Origin of the sequence: Desulfallas sp. Bu1-1, from assembly GCF_015594625.1 — a bacterium.
Taxonomy (GTDB): domain Bacteria; phylum Bacillota; class Desulfotomaculia; order Desulfotomaculales; family Desulfallaceae; genus JADNRQ01.
Genome location: NZ_JADNRQ010000033.1, coordinates 1 through 19,638, shown reverse-complemented (window position 1 = coordinate 19,638; position 19,638 = coordinate 1). Strand labels below are relative to the sequence as shown.

Genomic DNA, 19,638 nt, shown 5'->3' with positions numbered 1-19,638 from the left:
CCAAATGATATTTGGGCTCAAGCCCTGATATCATCTTGGGAGATTATGCAAAGTAAATCCATAAAAAACTACATAAACATCGGCAGTTCAAGCATTTACTTTGCATAACTACTTTCTTTGCATAAGGTGGAATAATATCCCCCCTTTTAGCCAATGTCTACCTTCATAAACTCGACCAATGGATAGTACGGGAATGGGAAGAAAAGAAAACCAAACACAAGTACACTGGATATAACCGAACCACAGCATTAAAGAAAACAAATCTCAAACCCGCCTATCTAATAAGATATGCTGATGACTGGATATTGATAACAGACTCTAAAACCAACGCCGAAAAATGGAAAAGGCGCATTGAGAAATATCTGGACACAAAGCTTAAATTAAAATTAAGCCCTGACAAAACACTAATAACCAATATTAGGAAACGCCCTATCCACTTTTTAGGTTTCCGCTATAAACAAATCCCAGGCAAATCCAAAACAGGATGGATTCCATGTACAAGACCAGATGATGAACGTCTAAAAGCAAAAATAGACGAACTAAGAAAACAAATCAAACAACTACGCAAATATAACGGAGAACAATTAATACACCAAATTAATGTAATAAATAGCGCCATAACCGGTATAGGCAATTACTACAAACCGGCAACCATGGTAAACATTGAACTAAATAGATACGCCGACTCCTTAAAATATACGGCATACAAAGCACTAAATGAAAAAGGTGCCCAATGGACGCCTGCCAACGAAGTAAATAACTTAATCAACAGACATGCAGGATACACGACAAAAATCCCAACAATAAAATACAACGAACTAACAATCGGAGTAACCAGTCTAGGATTTGTCAAATGGGAAAAGGCATATCTCAAAAACCCAATAGAAACGCCATACACGCCGGAAGGTAGGAATGCCTATTACGAACGCACGTCGAAGAAACATTCATTGCCCAGGGACGACATAACAATGAGCCTAACACTATCCGAACTAATAGCCAAAGGACTAAAAGACCCAAAATATAACTTCGAATATCTAATGAACAGAGCCTATGCGTTCAACCGGGATAAAGGGAAATGCAAGGTATGCGGCAAGCCAATAACAGGACATGAACTTGAAACACACCACATAAATCCCAACTTACCACTAGACCAGGTTAATAAAGTGCCTAACCTTGCGTCTACCCATAAATGGTGCCATAAACAAATTCATAGCAACACAGACGTTTCTTATCTGACTAGCAAGAAAGTCTATCAAAAGATTCTCAAATTCAGGGAAAAGCTCAATCAGAAACCTAAAGTTGTTTGATGGAACGCCGTGTGCGTTGAAAGGCGCACGCACGGTGTGAAGTGGGGGAAAAGGAACCCGGACGGGTAATGCCGTCGGAGTATCCTTACCTATCACTATCGGTAAGGACCCGCTCCGTTAATATGTCGGTAGTTCAAATGTTAAAAGAAGAAGTCTGCAACTACGGTATCGACAATGTTGGTATATCCGGGTTAGTAGCCGTTATACTGGATTGCAACATACCTGATAAAACCATGAGTATATTACTCGGTAAAAACCTGCGGGAACTGGCGGAAATGACCCCGGAGGAACTGATGGCGCTTCCAGGCATAGGCAGAGCAAAGGCCATAAGACTTGCGGCTGCCTTTGAACTTGCCCGCCGGTTGGCCAACACCATGCCGGAAGACAGGCCCTCCATAAGGTCGCCGGAAAACGCAGCTGTTTTAGTAATGGGCGAAATGCGGCACCTGGACCGGGAACATTTCTGGGCATTGCTGCTCAACACCAAGAACCGGGTGATTGCCCGGGAAGTGATCTCTATCGGCACACTTAATTCCTCTGCTGTCCATCCAAGAGAACTGTTCAAAGCCGCAATCAGGCGCAGCGCGGCGGCGGTAATCCTGGTGCATAATCACCCCAGCGGGGACCCCACGCCCAGCCAGCAGGACATTGAGGTTACTAAACGCATGGTGGAGGCAGGAAATATTGTAGGTATCAACGTCCTGGATCACCTGGTTATCGGTGATAACCAGTTTGTGAGTTTAAAGGCGCAAGGTTTGATGTAATATTAGCTTTAAGAGAGGGATGTAAAAAATGAGCGCATTAAAAGAAGCCCAAAGCTTCATTCAAAAAGTATTGCTCCAACAGGAAACAAATCGTTTAGCTCACGGTAATCCTGAAGCAGATGACATGCGTCAACCCCTGGACTGGGGAATAATTGTTGCCGAGCATACCGGGCACCTGTTGGGCGCGCTCAGGGAGGGCAATATTCAAGCAGTTGAAAAAGAAATTTTCCACGTAGCCGCTCCACTGCTCGAATTATATAATTCATTAATTACGCAAACTCCAAATCTTTGGACATTTAGATGCTTATCTTGCGGGCAAGTATTTGATAAATTAACCCAACCCCAAACCAAATGCCCGCTGTGCGAAGGAAAACTGGAAAGAATAGAAGCGCAGAATGAAAAGGCTTGGCAAACGACCCCTTGAAGGTTCCGGTTTTTAAACCGGGGTGCGAAGCGGGTATAATTGTTTAACGCTATTAAAAGGCCGTGTTCAACTACTTGTTGGGCGCGGCCTTTCTGTTTTTTACCCGGACAACCAGGGTAAGAAAGGAGTGTAATGATGCCGGCAAATAGTTTATCCAAAATTGATGTATTTCACCTGGTTAAACAGATCCCCATGTTGGCAGTCATTAGAAAGTACGGGCTACTTGAAGTTAAAAAGTGTGGTTCCCGGTGGATGGCTTGCTGCCCCTTTCATGAAGATAACTTTCCCTCGCTTGTGGTGTATCGTGATGGATGGAAGTGTTTCGGGTGCGGCGCGCATGGTGATATCACGGACTTTGTGGCCAGAATACTCAACGTAAAACCCCTGCAAGCCGCCAAAATGATAGCCCGGGATTTCGGTCTGTACGCTGGATCTCTTACACCTCCGGTAAGAAAACGCCTGGCGCGACTGGAAAGAAAGCGAAAGGCTGAACAAAAATTCCGCCAAAGGGTGGATGAAGCGCACCGGCGGCTTTCCCTGCTGGTGCGCACAACCGAGAGGGTGCTGGCCCTTGACAGGTGGGAGGCGTATAATCAACTCGATTCTCTGGTGCACAAACTGCCGTACTGGGAGTTTTTACTGGAGTGCATGGTCCACCCTGACCCTGAAATGCAGAAAATTGCGTTAGATAGTGGTGAAGTGCGACGGTTTCTGGGTATTGTTAATTTGAGAGAGTGTTAATACTACCTTATTGTTAGATGAAAACGAGATTCGCCAGCTTATCCTAAACTTGGCGCTAAACGGCCTGGAATCAATGAAAAGCGGGGGTATGCTTATCATTAACACACAAAGCTTTGTTAATAAAGTGGTTCTATCTTTCAAAGACCATGCACAGGCATACCTCCTATAATCCAAAGTAAAATTGGTACCCCTTTTTTACTACCAAAGCTCATGGAACGGGTTTAGGACTGCCTATCTGTCGTAGTATCGGCGATAGGCATGGTACAAAAATTGACTTTGCAACAGGTCCCAACGGAACAACTTTTTACGTACGATTTATTGCTCCTTCATAATTAACATTGGTTGTGTCCGGGAATCCAGAGATCCATCCAGCCTAAGGGGTCAGGCAAGCTAGGGCGGCAGCCCCGCTGCGGAATGTTGAGGCTTTGCCCGTGACCAGGGATAGATGCCCTCCATTGTAGTTGAGGAAGGATTTATGACCTCATAATGGAACTTGATGAATTGCGCGAACTGATTATAGAAGAATCAACTGTTCAGGATGTAATTCAGAGTATTTTCTTTTCCTGGCCGGTGAGACAAAGTTTAGTAGCCAGGCGGTTAGTAATAGCCGTCTGGCTTTTTATTTTGGGTCAATTTGATTTAGGGAAAGGAGGTTGGGAAGAAATTGAGGTAACCAACTTATTAGAATTTTTCATCAAGGGTTTTAAGGGCCAGAAGAGGGGGTGGTAAAGCAGAGCATAAAACCGGGTAGTAGGGCAGCTCATTACTTGAACATATAACTTGATTCGGTAGCTAAAGTGACAATCCGCCGTGGACAATTCGCCGTGAGCTAAAGCTAAGCGGGTTTTTGGGCACTCGTGTTTACTCGCTTCTTAAAGTTATGGCCCCGTGGGTTTACCACATTGAAAGCGTAGTGGGTGATGTATACCCCAGGTGGTGCTAGGCCTAGCCTGATCCTCGTTTGCGATTGATTAAATATTTACTGAATCATTATTGAAAAGTATCTACTAATATGATACTATATATAAAACAAGATTATGGAACGCCGTTCCATTGTAGGGAACGTCATAGTGAGGTACAAATAATGAACAAACCTACCAATACTATAAAAGCAGTTGAGCGAGTAATTGACATTTTGGATTGCTTTACACTGGAGAAATCTGAACTAGGCATTTCGGAAATAAGCCGTCTTACAGGAATGTATAAGAGCACCGCGTTTCGCATTGTCCAAACTTTAATTAATAGGGGGGTGCTTGTTCAGAATCCAGAAAGCAAGAAGTTTATGCTGGGATTCAAGGTTTTTGAACTTGGAGCGGTAGCCAGTGCCAATATCGAGATAAGAAAAGTGGCCAGGCCCTTGATGGAGGAACTGGGGAATCGTACCCGTGAAACCATTAACTTGAGTATTGAACACTTAGGTGAGCGCGTCTGTATTGAAATGGTTGAAAGCAAGGAAGCGGTCAGAAACTTTGTACAGGTCGGCATGCGGGGTCCTTTACATGTGGGCGCCACAGGCAAAGTGTTGCTGGCTTTTTTACCCCCGGAACAATTAGGGCAGATTGTGCAAAAGGTTGATGAATCCGTTGACCGGGAGAAATTACTCACTCAGCTGTCAGAAATAAGGGACAAGCACTACAGCGTTTCTCATGAGGAAAGGGTGGTGGGTGCGACGGCGGTAAGCGCGCCCGTTAAAGATCACAGCGGCCGGGTGGTGGCGGCATTGACGGTTTCAGGGCCGTCTATGAGATTCCCCGATGACCGAGTCAACGAGTTGATCAACGAAGTGAAGGAATGTGCATTAAAAATATCAAAACGGCTTGGCTATGCTGGTGATTTTTAAATAGGTAATGAATTAAAAAAGAGAATAATTTTTTTTGATAGAATAATTGTATTTTTTATAATTTTGGGAGAAGGTAAAAAATGGAACAGAATAAGTTATGGGTGGTTGCTGAAAATGTAGATGAAGGGTTGAGGGAAGCTTCCTTCGAGGTACTGACGGAGGTGGCTCGTCTGGCGAGCCGGCGCGGCGACCAAATCATGGTGTTGTTTTGCAGTGCCCCGGACGCGGATGTGAATAAAATTGGCGTTGAGCTGGCCAGCTATGGTGCTGATGCGCTGTTACCGCTGGAAGTTGTACCAAATTCGTCCCGATGTGTGGGGGGCGCAATTGCCGACCTGGCGAAAGAATGCCGGCCTGATGCCATTTTTATAGCGGAAACCATTTGGGGGCACGACGTGGCGGCCTGGGTTGCGGCCAAACTGAGGACCACGCTGTTGTCAAACTGCGTTGAACTTGGTCTCGGTCCGGATCAGGAACTTACCGTAACCCGCCATGTTTACAGCGACACCGTGGCAGTTAAATACGCCTCCCTGGGGGAACAGACCATGGTGATTACGATACAACCGGGACTGTTTAACGTTAAAAAGGCCTTTCCGGGGAAAACGATCAATTTGCTCGAACGGCATGCGGCACAGGCCCAAAATCCAGATCCGGTTCAGGTACTGGGGTTTATTAAGGCCGACCCTAGGACGGTGGACATTGTCGATGCCGAAAGGCTGGTGGTTGGCGGCAAGGGCATGGGAACCGCCGAAAACTATAAGCTAATTCATGAAGTGGCCGAAATTTTGGGTGCCGCAGTTGGGGGGACGAGAGTGGCTCGGGATAATGGCTGGGTGACCTTGGATCGCCAGATCGGCCAGACCGGTAAGACTGTTGCCCCCGAATTGCTCATTTCCTGCGGGGTGTCCGGAGCCATCCAGCATACCATGGGTCTCAAAGAAACAAAGTGCTTGGTGGCCATCAATACCGACAAGCACGCGCCCATTCACAAACTGGCTGATTTGAGCATCGTGGACGATGCTCCTAGGGTTTTAAAGGAATTTATCGCCAAGATCAAGACCGGCTAGGAAAGAGGGCATTAATAATGAAGGTAGTTGTTCTTATTAAGATGACTACGGTAATCCGGGGAAACCCTAACCGCGCTGAAAACCTTGAAGCGATTTTAGATCCGGGAAATGTGGCCCTGGACGTTAACAGTTACGATCTGGCCGCCCTGGAGGAAGCACAGCGGCTTAAAGAATCAATTGATTATGTACATATTACCGCCGTAACCGTAGGCCCGGAATCCGCGGTTAAAGCACTTCAGATTGCACACGGTATGGGCGCCGATGAACTGATTTGGGTTGATGCGCAGTATGAGGGCGGCCGGGAAATGGAACTGGCCGGGCTGCTGGCTGAAGTGGTGTCAAAACAGGGTTTTGATCTGGTGTTATGCGGGCTGAAGTCTGACGACGTCGGCACGGGCCTGGTGGGTATCGGAGTGGCGGAAATTCTGGGTATACCAGCTGTGACCCGTTCGGTGAAGATAGAGATTTTGCCTGATGGTGGGCCGCTACAGATTCACAGGCACGTCGGCAAGGGCAACCGGGAGGTTGTGCATTGCCCACTGCCTGCTGTTATTACTGTGGAACGGTCGCGCCGCATGCCGCGTTACCCCGGAGTGGCCCGTTACCTGGCCGCCCGGAAAAAAATAATTCGATACGCGGTTGAACAGCAGCCCGGTACGCAAGTATCGTTACGGCATGTGGAAACCAAAAAAGCCCAGCCGCGACCGAAGAAAATCTTTACCCCGGACGACAACCTTTCGGCCGCCGATAGAATGAAAATGATTATGACCGGTGGCATGGCGCGGAAGAAAAAGAAAAAGGCGCAAAGTGTAGTTTCCGGCTCGGAACAACTGTACAACTTTCTTGTTAAAAACGGGTTTCTAAAAAATAAGGCTTGATATAATTTAAAAACCATTCATGGGAGGTCTTGCAGTATGTTTCCGCGTTTATTTACGCCACTTACCATTAAAAACGCTACCCTACCCAACCGGATCATCGCCACGGGTCACCTGACCCACTTCGCTTCTACCGACGGTCTGGTTACCCAGCGAATGATCGACTATCACGAGGCCCGGGCCAGGGGCGGCATAGGTATGATTATTACTGAATCTATGGCCGTACACCCTACAACAGCCCAGTCCCAGTACGTGGTGCACCTTTATGACGACAAGGTGCTGCCCGGGTTGACCGAACTGGTGAGCCGGATCAAACAGTACGGCACTGTCGTAGTTTGCCAGCTTCACCATATGGGCAGGGAAATGATTTCGGTGGACACCATGCGCCCGATAGTTGCGCCTTCGCCCATTATGGACCCGATGAAGCGCGAAGTGCCGCACGAACTGTCCAGAGCGGAAATTAAAGAAATGGTCGAATCTTATGCCGCGGCGGCAGAACGTGCCGTCAAGGCGGGTTACGACGGGCTGGAAGTGCACTGTGCCCACGGTTATTTAATTCAGCAGTTTTTATCCCCTCTGAGCAACCAAAGGGACGACGAATACGGCGGCTCTTTTGAAAACCGCCTGCGTTTTGCCCGCGAAGTCATTGCGGCCGTTAAAGCCGTGGCCGGGGACAGGTTCGTGGGCATCAGGATTGACGGCGATGAATTCGCCGACGGCGGGCTCACCATGGAAGACGTCCAACAGATTATCCTGGCACTCAACGCTGACGGCCTGGATTACATCGGGCTGAGCGTTGGACATTGTCTGAACTATCCTACCATTTTCCCAAACATGGATTTTCCACTTGGTTGTTTCACCTACTTGGCTTCCAATATCAAGCGACTGGTGGATACTCCGGTTTACACTTCACACCGCATTAACGACCCGGCCTTGGCCGAAAAAATACTGGAGGACGGTCACGCCGATATGGTGGCGATGACCCGGGCGACTATTGCCGATCCCGAACTGCCGATCAAGGCGAAAGAAGAGCGGATCGATGATATCAGACCGTGCGTGGCCTGCCTGCAGCGTTGTTTCGGACGTCTGCGCATGCGGGCACCCATTTCCTGCCTCGGCAATCCCGCAGTGGGCCGTGAGCGCGAATTCGCCATCACCCCGGCAACTAATCCAAAGAAAGTGGCGGTTGTGGGCGGAGGTCCCGGCGGTATGGAAGCGGCGCGGGTACTTAGCCAGCGTGGACACAAGGTTGTACTGTACGAAAAAGAACAGGAATTGGGCGGCATGTTGAAACTAGGGTCCTCGGTGCCCAACCGGGAAGAACTGTTCAACATCGCCAGATGGCAAATCATCCAGCTTCAGCAAAGCAATGTGGAAATAAAAACCGGGTATGAGGCAACCCTGAACGATCTACGGGCGGGCGCCTACGATGCGGTGGTATTCGCCACAGGCGCAGAATACGGTGAGCCTTCAGTGGTGTTCACCGAAAACGTACCCCACATCAACCTGAAGCAGGCACTGGAACTGGCCGATGATCAGGTGGAAAACAAAAATATCCTGGTTATCGACCGGGATTACCACAACAAGGCGCTGGGCATCGCCGAGCAATTGGCTGAGCGTGAAGCCGCCAGCGTAGTGGTGCTGTCTTCCGAAGTGGACGTAGCGCTGGACATGGAGTCCATCAACAAAATGATGGCTTATGAACGCCTGAACGAGTTGGAGGTTAAATGTCTTTCAAAAGCCAAAGTGGAAAGAGTAAACGGCAAGGATTTCATCGTGTCCCACGAAGGCTGGGAGGTTGTTTTGCCGGACATTGACCTCGTGGTGGTTGTTGATAAACCAAAGGTTAACACTATGCTAGCCAAACAAGTGGAGCAGGAACTTCCCCAGTTGAAGACCTACCTGGTGGGCAACTGCGCCTCTCCGCGTCTTACGCCGGACGCCATTTTCGACGGCTACCGGATCGCCTTGGAAGTATAGCATTTAGTTAAAAAATTGAAAACAGGTGAATCTTAATGGGAATGACATTAGTGGAAAAAGTCTTAGCTCAGGCGGCCAATCTGCCGCAAGTCAAGCCGGGGCAGTTTATCACGGCCAAAGTGGACAAAATTATTGGGCATGACATTTCACTGGCCGCTTTTCGTGAACTGGAGCGGATGGGTGCTACCCGGGTATTTGACCCGGATCGGATCGCCATTACCTGGGATCATTTCGTACCGAGCCCGACGGTGGGCGCGGCTAATCAAAACAGGGAATTAGCCGGTTACATCAATAGGTATAAGATCAAAAACTTTTTTGAAGTTGGGCGGGGTGGCATTTGCCACGCCCTGTTCCCCGAAAAAGGCCTGATCTGGCCCGGTGATGTTGTGGTGGGCAGCGATTCGCACACCTGCACCTATGGAGCACTGGGCGCAGTGGCCATGGGCATGGGTAGCACAGACGTTGCCGCGGCAATGGCCTTGGGAGAGGTCTGGCTGAAGGTACCGGAAACGATCCGGGTACATTTTGCCGGGGAAAGGGGCCCCTGGACTACCGGCAAGGACCTAATTCTCTATACCCTGGGCCAAATCGGTACTAAAGGGGCGCTTTACAAGGCATTGGAGTTCGCTGGGGAAGCCGTTTACGGTCTGAATATGGATGAACGCTTCACCATTTGCAACATGGCCGTGGAGGGGGGCAGCAAAACGGCGGTGATTGCCCCGGACGATACTACACGGGAGTACCTGGTCGGCAGGGTTCCTCCCGGTGCGCAGCTCCGGTTTTACAGCAGCGATCTGGATGCGGTTTATGTGGCCGATTATATATTTGACTGCAGCAAAATCGAGCCCCAGGTTGCCTGCCCGCCTTCTCCCGCCAACGTTCACCCGGCCGCTGGGCTAACCGGGGTTAAAATTGACCAGGCCGTGCTCGGTTCCTGTACCAACGGTCGGTTGAGCGACTTGCGCGTTGCGGCGCGCATCCTGGAAGGCCGGAAAATTAAGCCGGGAGTGCGTATGATTGTGGTGCCGGGCACCCAGGAAATTTACCTGACCGCCATGCGGGAAGGTCTCCTGGAGACCTTTGTCCGCGCCGGTGCCCTGGTCAGCCCGCCTACCTGCGGCCCCTGTTTCGGCGGGCACATGGGCCTGCTGGGGGATTCGGAAGTGGCGATTTCCTCAACCAACCGGAATTTTACCGGCCGCATGGGAGCGGTGAACAGCCAGGTTTACCTGGCGTCGCCCGCTACGGTGGCCGCATCGGCGATAACAGGCTATATCTGCGATCCGCGGGAGGTGATGTCGGCGTGAAAAACGGCCGGGTGTGGAAATTTGGCAACGATGTGGATACGGACGTGATCATTCCGGGCCGGTTCCTGGCCGACTGGAACAAGGAACCTGAAAAACTGGGCCAGTATTGTTTTTGCAGTATCGATCCCCAGTTTTCCACGAAGGTTCAGCCCGGGGACATTATCGTGGCCGGTGAGAACTTCGGCTGCGGCAGTTCCAGGCAGGCCGCGCCCGTGGCCATCAAGTACGCCGGTATCGAGTACGTGATCGCCGTCTCCTTTGCCCGGATTTTTTACCGCAACGCTATTAACATCGGGTTGCCCGTGCTGGAGTGTCCTGCCCTGGTGGAAGAAGTCAAGAAAGGGGATCGCCTGGCGGTGGAGCTGGATAAAGGAGAAATAAAGAACCTGGATACCGGAAAAGTATATCATTTTGAACCATTAAATGTAATGGTGCAGGAAATCCTGTACAGCGGCGGTTTGGTTCCTTATGTAAGAAATAGATTAAACAGTTAAAGGGGTAATAGGAGCGTGTGAAACGGGTCGGCGGTGCAATGCCTCTCGCCGGTCCCAAACAACAAGTGTTTGGGAAAGAAGGTTGGATCATGAAACCGACGCAGAAAATGCGCCAGCTATTGAATCAGGATGGGATCCTCATCGTCCCCGGGGCGGCCGACGCCCTGGTGGCCAGAATCATTGAACAGGCCGGTTTTCCGGCGGTGTACATGTCCGGCGCGGGGGTTTCCTACCTGACCCTCGGCAAGCCGGATGTGGGCCTGATCACCATGAGCGAAATGGTCCAAAAGGCTGCCTACCTAGCCGAAGCGGTTTCCGTTCCCGTAATTGCCGATGCCGATACGGGCTATGGTGGAATACTCAACATCAAGCGGACGGTAACCGAATTTGAACGGGCCGGGGTGGCGGGAATCCAAATTGAAGATCAGGTGATGCCCAAAAAATGCGGACACTTGCGGGACAAGCAGGTGGTTTCCCGGGAAGAGGCCCTGGCCAGGGTAAAGGCTGCTCTGGACGCGCGGCGGGACCCGGACTTTATCATAATTGCCAGGACGGATGCGCGGGCCGTGCTGGGGCTGGGGGAGGCCCTGGAACGGGGCCGGGCTTTCGCCGAAGCCGGTGCCGACGTGATTTTCGTGGAAGCCCCCCAAAGCGTGGAAGAAATGCGCGCGATTACTACGGCCATTGATAAGCCGACGCTGGCCAACATGGTGGAGGGCGGCAAAACACCGCTTACTCCGGCAGCGGAACTGGCAAACATCGGCTATAAAATGGTGATCTTTCCCAATTCCACCACCCGTATGATGGCCAAGGCGGCGACAAAACTGATGGCGGAACTGAAGCTAACCGGTACCACCACCGGACTGTTGCCGGAAATGATGAATTTTACCGAGTTGAACCAGCTACTGGGGTTACAGGAAGTTGAACAGTTAGACAAACGATATGAATATTAAGCACCCGATTGCCAATGCCGGTTTGCTGCTGCAGTTTTTTATCCTAATCGGCGTCTGCACCATGGTTCAATTTTCTTACTCGTTCATGAACCCCTTTCTGCAGGCGCACTTCAATCTAGACAAGCAGCAACTGGGCTTACTGGCGGCGGCATCGTCAGGCGGCAACCTAATTTTTTCACTGGTTTCCGGAGTCTGGGTGGACAGTGTGGATTTTAAAAAGGCCATGTTCACCGGCGCAGGGTTGATCGGCGGCGCGGCGCTGCTGTTTACCCTGGCCGCAAGCTACTATATGGTGCTTGTCCTGACCTTTGTCATCGGGGTGGGTTACAGCATCATTTTACCGCTCACCAACAAGCGGGTGGCACGCCTTTTTCCGGCGGATCGCCAGTCCTTTGCTATCGGTCTGAAACAGTCCGGGGCCCCCCTTGGCACCGCCGCGGGTTCGACGTTATTACCCCTGTTATCCATCCATTGTGGCTGGCAATACGCATACATGGCCATGTTTGTCTCCGTGCTGGCGGTGGCCATGGTGGTGGGCGGGCTGTACAGGACTTTCCCAGCCGGCCGGGAAGGTTTTGTCGACGTGGGTGTTAAGTTCAGTACCGAACCTGCCACGGCGCGGTCGGCTTATCGTCGGGTGTACAATTCCAGAAACCAGAGTTTAATCGTTGTATCCAATATTTTTATCGGTATGTCCTTTTCTATAACCCAAGTCATTGCCATGACCTTTTTGGTGCCATTTTACCACGAGCAAATGGGCATACCGTTGATTAGGGCCACCACCCTGTTAGGAGTGGTGCAGTTGGCCGGAGCTTTAGCCAGGCCCGGCATGGGCTGGCTAGCCGACTGTTGTGTGGGAAGAAAAAGGCAGGTGCTGGGCGTTTTAGGCTTGTGCAACGCCGCCATTCTGATTGCGCTCGGTTGGCTGCGCCATAACCCGGGCTGGCCGGCCCTGTGCGTCCTAAGCATTTTATTGGGCGCTACGGCCATGGGCTGGTTTGGGCCCGTGTACAGCTTGATGATTGATGAAATGGGACCGGGACGGGCCGGCAAAGCCAGCGGCCTGGTGGCCACGTTTAATTTGATCGGGATGACGCTGGCGGCGCCGTTTTTTGGATATTTGTACGAAAGGGTTGGTAATTACCAGTTGCCGCTGTGGTTTTTCGCCCTGCTCATGCTTGCGGCGACGCTGCTGTTTTTGACCGTTTGCGATCCCAGGCGTGAGGTTGCAGATTGAAAAGCTTGCAAGCATTTTGTTATACAAAAATTCAAAGGGAGGTAGTTGGAATGGCAAGAATTTGGGACGATGTGCTCACTGATTTAGACAGGCTGGTAATTGAAAAGGGCGGTTACGGAAAGAGCCGCGGCCTGGGCAAAAAGCCGCTGCTCATGATCATCGATGTCCAGTATAACTACGTTGGAGACGATGTGCCCCTTGAACAAAGCCTTGAGAAATGGCCTTCCGGCGGCGGCAATATTGCCTGGGCTGCCATCCGCAACATCATCAAGGTGAAAAAGGCTGCAGAGGAAGCGGCTATCCCCATTTTCCAGTCCCGGAACGTGCAGAAACAAACATTGGCCTTTGATGGCTTTAGCACCAAAACAAATCGTGACCAGACCAAGTACTTGGACGGGCGCCCGGAAACCCAGATCGTCAAGGAACTGGCCCCTGGCCCCAACGAGATTGTAATCGACAAGGCTTACGCCAGCGTATTTTACGGCACCCCCCTCCAGAGTTACCTGGTAAAACTAGGGATTGATACCATAATCATTGTGGGCGGGTCCACCAGCGGGTGCTGTCGGGCCACGGCGGTGGACGCGGTGACCAGAAGCTATAACGTGGCCATGGTGGAAGACTGCCTGTACGACCGCATCAGCATATCCCACAAAGCGGCGCTGCTCGACTGCTGGATGAAGTACTGCGACGTAATGAACAGCCAGGAGATTATCGAGTATTTCAATAGTTTTAAGAAATAACTGGTTGTCGGGCAGATTGAAAGGATACACAACAAGTGTGGGGGAAATCCGGTGGTATTCCGGAGTTAAGTGGAGTACTGATTGCGGTGCAAAGCCCGTCATAGCCCTAGAGTCATGATCCCTTAGGGCATGAAATGTCGCCCGGCAGGTTGTGGCAAGCGCAATTAAAAAGTGTCTCTGGGTACTCGGGGAAAATTGGGAATGTACGAGGAAACCACCGGAGCGCCTTTAAGAAAGGAGTATCGCAAATTATTAAGGAAGGTGACATCATGGTTGTTGATCTGTTAATTAAAAACGGGTCAGTTGTCTTTCCCGGCGATAAAGTGCAGAAGGTAGACGTTGGTGTGGTTAGTGGAAAAATCGCCGGTTTTTATGCCAACAGCGACGGCATTGAGGCCAAAAACGTTATTGACTCCACCAATTTGCACATCTTTCCCGGCGTGATTGACCCGCACATGCACATCGGTATTTATAACCCCCTGGAAAGGGACTTTGTTGAGCAAACTCGGGCGGCGGCCATCGGGGGTATCACCACCCTGGTCAACTATTTCCGGGGCAAGGAATCCTATCACATTTATACTCCTCAATTAATTGAAACAGGCGAGAAAAACAGCCTGATCGACTTCACCTTCAGCTTCGGTGTGCTCACCAAGCGGCATCTCAGCGAGTTGGAAGAAATCATCAAGGAGTACGGGATTACATCTTACAAGTTCTATCGCAACTACCAGGACAATATCGGGAAAATCTTTGGCGTGGACGACCCGCTGACGCTCGATGCGGCGGACATGATGGAAATTCTGGACCTGTTCAAAAAGACTTCCGATAAACTGGTTTTATGTGTGCATTGCGAGGATATGGATTTGCAGCGCAGCGTGGTGAAAAAGCTCAAAGAGGGCGCAGTCGGCGACACGCTGGAGTTTTTCTCCAAAACCAGCCCGGATTATGCCGAGACCGCTTCGGTGATGCAGGCGTTGTATCTGAACAAACTGGTCAACGGCAACATGTATATCGTACATTTAAGCGCAGGGTCCAGCGTAGACATCCTGGAGAAAATGGATTGGCTGATGGAAGAAGGAGTTACGTTGGAAACATGCCCGCATTACCTTGTATTAAATGAAAACTCCTCCTGCGGACTCCTGGCCAAAGTCAACCCGCCTATTCATACTAAAGAAGACAGTGAAAAACTTTGGGAAGGAATCAGGAAAGGTTTAATTAAAACCATCGGCTCAGACAACTGCCCCTGTGATTTGGATAAAAAGTACGGTAAAGGTCAATCTGTATGGGACGTTTTACCAGGATTTCCGGGAGCTGGTATGATTTTGCCTGTTTTAATTAGCGAAGGGTATCATAAACGGAACATCCCGCTGGAAACTGTTGCTGCGGTAACCAGTTTTGAAACTGCTAAAGCCCTTGGTTTGACCGGTAAAGGAGCGATGGAAATCGGCGCGGACGCGGACTTTGCCGTTGTTGATTTGGAACTGGAGAAGGAAGTTAAACCTGAAGTTTTTGGCGGTAGCGACTACTCCGTGTATGACGGCATGAAGTTAAAAGGCTGGCCGGTGTACACAATCAGCCGAGGGGAAGTGATCCAAAAGGACGGCCAAATCACCGCGGAACAGGGAAGAGGTAAATTCATCAAGAGGTAGGTATTAATCCCCCGGGAACCGTTTTCCCAGGCCAATTTATAGCAGGGTTTCGCCTTCTGTGAAGGATATGTCGTTTTGACAGAGGCCGGCGTAGAGGGCCGAAACCCCGAAATGTACATAACAAGTTGTTATGTTAATGCGATAAGCAGATAAGACCTTCTATGTCAATAGGACAATTTAGAAAATTAGGCGGTACAAATGTTCGGTCTTTAAAAAAGGACGGGCTTCGCCCGTTCCGCCCAGCTACGGGCCGGATTAAAATCCTGTCCTCGCCGGCGGCTAAAAAACATTGAAAACCGAATATTCAACATTATGCTGCCCGATTAAGATGCCTGGCGCGGGCTGCTATAAACGTGGCTTCGTCGTAGCAAGTACGGTTTTTCCACATGGCAAAAATGATCCGCACCCAGATATTTGCCAAAGCCCGCAGAGCTTCATGGTGGGTTTTGCCCTGGTTTCTCTTGGTGTTGTAATATTCCCGTGCCCAGGAAACCTGCCTGATACTCTGGAAGGCGAACAGGTGCATAGCTCGTCGGAAAGGCTTTACGCAGGATTTGCGCTGCCTAGCAAAGCGGTACTTGCCGCTTTGAAAGAGAACCGGCGAGGTACCCGCTAAAGCCTGGGTCACGGCCGCATTTTCGTAACGTTCCCGGTCGTCCCCCCACTCCGCCAGCAGTCTTGGCGCGAGCCGCCCGGCCGCCCCTGGCAGGCTAGCGAAGATCCTGCTGTCGGAATGCTGCTGAAAAAGGCGGTTGATCTCCTCGTCGTAAGCAGCAACTTGCTCCCGGACCACTTCCAACTGTCTCACCAGGGCGAGCATTAAGCGGCCTTTTGCCCGCACGGTGGGAGCGCTGGCCCGAAGCTGCGGCTCCTGCGCCTTCTGCCAGATAGAGACGGCCGTTTGATTAGGCCGGGGATGTTTATGACTCTTAAGAAAGGCGGCTATCTCCGGAACGGTAGCTTCCCTTACCAGATCCGGGGTAGGATAGCGCTTGTAAAACTCCAGGGCTACCGGCAGGGTTGGCTTCGAAAAGAAACCTAAAGCTACCGGGTAATATTCCTTCAAGCAAGCAATGAGCTTATTGGTAAGGCGCGTGGATTCCTGGATCAGGCCGTCCTGGTCTCGGGTCAACATCTTTAGTTCCGCGATTAGTTCCGCATCCGGCTTAAGCCTCTTTAGCTGCGCCAGGTCGGAGCGGCCGATGTTGGCCAGCAGCCGGGCATCGATTGGGTCACTCTTCGCTCCGGAGGGCTTTCGCCGGTAATCCACAACCTTCGGGTTTAAGGGGTAAACCGGAAAACCGGCTTCCAACAGAAACTGTACCAGAAGACCGTTTTTGGTTTCGAGCAGGCAGGCGAAGTTTTCCGGTTCGGGATCGATGCTCAAGAGCCTTTCCTTTAATAACTCCATGCCTTTCCTGTTGTGAGGGATGGTGAAATACTTAAGTTCTTGACCCTTTTCATCGAGCACGGCTACGTCATGATGTAAGTCAGACCAATCAATACCTACAAAGTACATGATCAAAACCTCCTCGATGAATTTTGTTACAGACTGACAGTGGGCCTTATCTAACGTGGTGCTCGAAGCACAACCCTTCTATGAACTGCAGTCTGTAAATTTGATCCGGGAAAGGTAGCTCTTTCTTAGGCAGTCGAATTGCCAGGAGGAGAAGTCCTTTTCCCGGAAAGTTTTAACTCAAAAAATTTTTGCCAACTTGGGTGAGTATTCCTGCTTCCTAAGTTGAGTTTAACAGATAAGGGGGATTGGGCACAAGCAGGCCGTCGGGGCCGCTTGTGCCACTCAAGCATGTACATCACCACAACCAAAAAGGCTCTTGAAGAAGCCATCTACGCCGCCCAGCGCGTAGCGCCGACAAATCCTCCCCTGCCGGTACTGTCAGGGGTTTTATTGTCGGCAAAGGGTGAAAAGTTAACTATCACTGGAACCAGCTTGAACACGACCATAATAAGCTCCATTGCCCCTGAAGAAATACTTGACGAAGGTGAGGCCGTACTGCCGGCAAAACACTTTTATGAGCTGGTAAAACGGCTTCCGGACGGCATAATTACCCTGATAAAAGAAGAAGGCCACGTGAAAGTTTTGTACGGCAAACAGCAGGCCAACGTAAAATACTCCCCGCCAGAAGAATTTCCAGTATTGCCGGAAATAACGGGCGTGGAAGTTGAAATTGATACCGAATCCCTGCGCGGTGCGCTGCAAAAAGTGACATTTGCATGCGCAACTGATGAAATCCATGGAATCCTTACCGGAGTCTTTTTCTGCGCCACGCCCTTCGGAGTGGAGTTCGTGGCCAGCGACAGGTACCGGCTTAGTTATGTGAATGTTGACATAGCGGTGGGGGATAGCGAATTCAAAGTTTCAATTCCCAAAACCGCCCTGGAGCAACTCAAGCTGTTTCCGGACAAAAAAATAAAAACCGTTATCGGCGAAAACATGGTTGCTTTCCAGGGTGAAAATTTGCTGGTGGCTTCAAGGCTCTTGACCGGTAAATTCATAAATTACAATGCTTTCTCAAAAGAATTTGATTCCGAATGCGTTGTTAACAGCCAAGAGCTTCTGGATACACTGAGCCGTGCCGCTCTCTTAGAGAACCGGGTTATCCTTGAAGGAGATGGCAGTTCCCTGCTGGTCAGCACCGCAGGCGAGAAGGGTTCATTGTATGAAAGCATAGCGCGCGTTGTTCCTACACAACGCAGGCAGTAATGCCTGAATAAAAGTAGGCATTAGGTGCAAACCTGATGAACTGTGTTTCCGAATCGCCGGGTGAAATCCCCGGATGCGTGGAAGGTTGGCCACGCAGAAAGGCTAATACTCCGACATGCCCTGATAATTCGATGGTGAAAGTGATTCAGGGTATGAAGCTCGGTGAAGACGGCGAAAACCGGACCTGAGAAGCGGTTAGGGAAGTAGCCGGGCCGCCATAAAACGACCATGCCGACTCACCATAGGAACCTGCGTCTGTACGGCTCGAAATCATAGGGCAAAGAAAATGAACTTTGTCACACTCGAAAGAGTGCGAGGAAACGGTCAAGGTATTTATGCTTACCAAGACTGACGCTCTCCGCAACGGAAGCGTGCCTAGCCCTCCAACCACGGGCAAAGGCTGAACTCCGGGTCATAGCAGGCGGCTAAAGTCGTATGTAAGGCTAGGAAACACGGTACAACGGAACCCTGCAAGACTGAGTTAATCGAGACTATGAAGTCCAACCGTGTAGGAAATGACCGGTGAATGCAGGGGGCAGCAGCCCGTAGTAGCAATGAAGCAGGGTAACGCCTGCAGAGCCAAGGGGCATAGTCAAGCAACAAACGGTAACATGATTGAGCCTGACTGGGAAGCCGTTGCGCACACCTGGCTAACCCACGACATCTCCCGAAAGGAGGGATGCCGATGGCTCACGAATCAGTCTACCCGAAACTGGAATCTGAATCAGACCTGCAATCCATCCTGGACTACCTATACGCAACAACCAAACAGGCAATTGAAGAAGACAGATTACCAAAATTTAAGGGTCTATTAGAACTGGCAAAATCTGAAATAACAATCATCACGGCTATTCATAACATCAAATCCAACCACGGCAGCAAGACAGCGGGAACCGACGACGTAATAATACCAGACATTCTGAAACAACAATATCCAGAAGTCATACAAATGGTTAAAAACGCATTAGACAACTACAATCCACGCCTTCTTAGAAGAATATGGATACCTAAACCAGGAAAAGACGAAAAGAGACCATTGGGCATACCGGCAGTCATTGATAGAATTATCCAGGAAGTCCTGCGTACTATCATTGAACCAATCATGGAAGCACAATTCTTCAAACACTCATACGGCTTTCGACCCATGAGAGATGCACACATGGCACTAGAAAGAACAACCAATATATGCCACAAAACAGGATACCACTGGATAATAGAAGGAGACATTAAAGGCTGTTTCGATAATATAAACCATACCAAACTAATCAAACAACTCTGGCACATGGGCATACATGACAGAAGGATACTCATGATAATCAAGAAAATGCTCAAAGCCGGAGTAATGGACGAACTAAAAACCACAGAATTAGGCACACCACAAGGAGGATTATGCTAAGCTTTGCATAATCCTCCTTATGCAAAGAAAGTAGTTATGCAAAGTAAATGCTTGAACTGCCGATGTTTATGTAGTTTTTTATGGATTTACTTTGCATAATCTCCCAAGATGATATCAGGGCTTGAGCCCAAATATCATTTGG

19 protein-coding genes are annotated in these 19,638 nt (G+C 50.1%); 18 read left to right on the top strand and 1 reads right to left on the bottom strand.

Features of this window, described 5'->3' with window-relative positions; translation table 11 throughout:
- Positions 1 to 131 precede the first annotated feature (131 nt).
- From IT084_RS16900 to IT084_RS16830, 16 genes are all read left to right on the top strand, one after another.
- Positions 132 to 1,307: a reverse transcriptase domain-containing protein gene (locus IT084_RS16900; RefSeq protein WP_313885514.1), complete on the top strand. Its 1,176-nt coding sequence runs from the start codon at positions 132 to 134 to the stop codon at positions 1,305 to 1,307.
- Positions 1,308 to 1,444: 137 nt separating this feature from the next.
- On the top strand, positions 1,445 to 2,071 hold the full coding sequence (radC, locus tag IT084_RS16895; RefSeq protein ID WP_243277045.1) for a DNA repair protein RadC: 627 nt from the start codon (positions 1,445 to 1,447) through the stop codon (positions 2,069 to 2,071).
- A 28-nt stretch (positions 2,072 to 2,099) separates the two neighbouring features.
- Positions 2,100 to 2,495 carry a zinc ribbon domain-containing protein gene (locus IT084_RS16890; RefSeq protein WP_195714055.1) on the top strand — a complete coding sequence of 132 codons (396 nt, stop codon included), beginning with the start codon at positions 2,100 to 2,102 and terminating at the stop codon, positions 2,493 to 2,495.
- A gap of 135 nt (positions 2,496 to 2,630) precedes the next feature.
- The gene (locus tag IT084_RS16885) at positions 2,631 to 3,236 is read left to right on the top strand and encodes a CHC2 zinc finger domain-containing protein (RefSeq protein WP_195714054.1); all 606 of its coding nucleotides are present in this window, start codon (positions 2,631 to 2,633) and stop codon (positions 3,234 to 3,236) included.
- Positions 3,237 to 3,463: 227 nt separating this feature from the next.
- Complete coding sequence (locus tag IT084_RS19110) at positions 3,464 to 3,568, top strand: hypothetical protein (protein ID WP_395880049.1); 105 nt, start codon at positions 3,464 to 3,466, stop codon at positions 3,566 to 3,568.
- Positions 3,569 to 3,722: 154 nt separating this feature from the next.
- On the top strand, positions 3,723 to 3,965 hold the full coding sequence (locus IT084_RS16880; protein ID WP_195714053.1) for a hypothetical protein: 243 nt from the start codon (positions 3,723 to 3,725) through the stop codon (positions 3,963 to 3,965).
- 355 nt (positions 3,966 to 4,320) lie between these two features.
- Positions 4,321 to 5,076 carry an IclR family transcriptional regulator gene (locus IT084_RS16875; RefSeq protein WP_195714052.1) on the top strand — a complete coding sequence of 252 codons (756 nt, stop codon included), beginning with the start codon at positions 4,321 to 4,323 and terminating at the stop codon, positions 5,074 to 5,076.
- An 80-nt stretch (positions 5,077 to 5,156) separates the two neighbouring features.
- Positions 5,157 to 6,143 (top strand): electron transfer flavoprotein subunit alpha/FixB family protein, encoded by a 987-nt coding sequence (locus IT084_RS16870; protein WP_195714051.1) that lies wholly within the window; start codon positions 5,157 to 5,159, stop codon positions 6,141 to 6,143.
- 17 nt (positions 6,144 to 6,160) lie between these two features.
- Entirely contained in the window at positions 6,161 to 7,021 is an 861-nt protein-coding gene (locus IT084_RS16865) for a hypothetical protein (RefSeq protein ID WP_195714050.1), read from the top strand.
- Positions 7,022 to 7,057: 36 nt separating this feature from the next.
- Positions 7,058 to 8,998 (top strand): FAD-dependent oxidoreductase, encoded by a 1,941-nt coding sequence (locus IT084_RS16860; protein ID WP_195714049.1) that lies wholly within the window; start codon positions 7,058 to 7,060, stop codon positions 8,996 to 8,998.
- A gap of 35 nt (positions 8,999 to 9,033) precedes the next feature.
- The gene (locus tag IT084_RS16855) at positions 9,034 to 10,305 is read left to right on the top strand and encodes a 3-isopropylmalate dehydratase large subunit (protein WP_195714048.1); all 1,272 of its coding nucleotides are present in this window, start codon (positions 9,034 to 9,036) and stop codon (positions 10,303 to 10,305) included.
- Positions 10,302 to 10,799 carry a 3-isopropylmalate dehydratase small subunit gene (locus tag IT084_RS16850; RefSeq protein WP_195714047.1) on the top strand — a complete coding sequence of 166 codons (498 nt, stop codon included), beginning with the start codon at positions 10,302 to 10,304 and terminating at the stop codon, positions 10,797 to 10,799. Before IT084_RS16855 ends, IT084_RS16850 begins: the two co-directional genes overlap by 4 nt.
- A gap of 89 nt (positions 10,800 to 10,888) precedes the next feature.
- Positions 10,889 to 11,752: an oxaloacetate decarboxylase gene (locus IT084_RS16845; protein WP_195714046.1), complete on the top strand. Its 864-nt coding sequence runs from the start codon at positions 10,889 to 10,891 to the stop codon at positions 11,750 to 11,752.
- Positions 11,742 to 12,989 (top strand): MFS transporter, encoded by a 1,248-nt coding sequence (locus tag IT084_RS16840; protein ID WP_195714045.1) that lies wholly within the window; start codon positions 11,742 to 11,744, stop codon positions 12,987 to 12,989. The genes IT084_RS16845 and IT084_RS16840 overlap by 11 nt, the downstream gene beginning before the upstream one ends.
- Positions 12,990 to 13,039: 50 nt before the next feature.
- On the top strand, positions 13,040 to 13,729 hold the full coding sequence (locus IT084_RS16835) for an isochorismatase family protein (protein WP_195714044.1): 690 nt from the start codon (positions 13,040 to 13,042) through the stop codon (positions 13,727 to 13,729).
- Positions 13,730 to 13,998: 269 nt separating this feature from the next.
- A complete protein-coding gene (locus tag IT084_RS16830; RefSeq protein ID WP_195714043.1) occupies positions 13,999 to 15,375 on the top strand; it encodes a dihydroorotase family protein in 1,377 nt (458 codons plus the stop codon).
- Positions 15,376 to 15,685: 310 nt separating this feature from the next.
- On the opposite strand, the gene IT084_RS16825 is transcribed toward IT084_RS16830, so the two are convergent.
- Positions 15,686 to 16,894, bottom strand: a complete 1,209-nt coding sequence (locus IT084_RS16825) for an IS110 family transposase (protein WP_195714042.1) — start codon at positions 16,892 to 16,894, stop codon at positions 15,686 to 15,688.
- 273 nt (positions 16,895 to 17,167) lie between these two features.
- Between IT084_RS16825 and dnaN the strand changes: the two genes are divergently transcribed.
- Together dnaN and IT084_RS16815 are read left to right on the top strand one after the other, a co-directional pair.
- On the top strand, positions 17,168 to 18,100 hold the full coding sequence (gene dnaN, locus IT084_RS16820) for a DNA polymerase III subunit beta (protein WP_195714041.1): 933 nt from the start codon (positions 17,168 to 17,170) through the stop codon (positions 18,098 to 18,100).
- Positions 18,101 to 18,785: 685 nt separating this feature from the next.
- On the top strand, positions 18,786 to 19,496 hold the full coding sequence (locus IT084_RS16815; RefSeq protein ID WP_195714040.1) for a reverse transcriptase domain-containing protein: 711 nt from the start codon (positions 18,786 to 18,788) through the stop codon (positions 19,494 to 19,496).
- Positions 19,497 to 19,638: the final 142 nt, after the last annotated feature.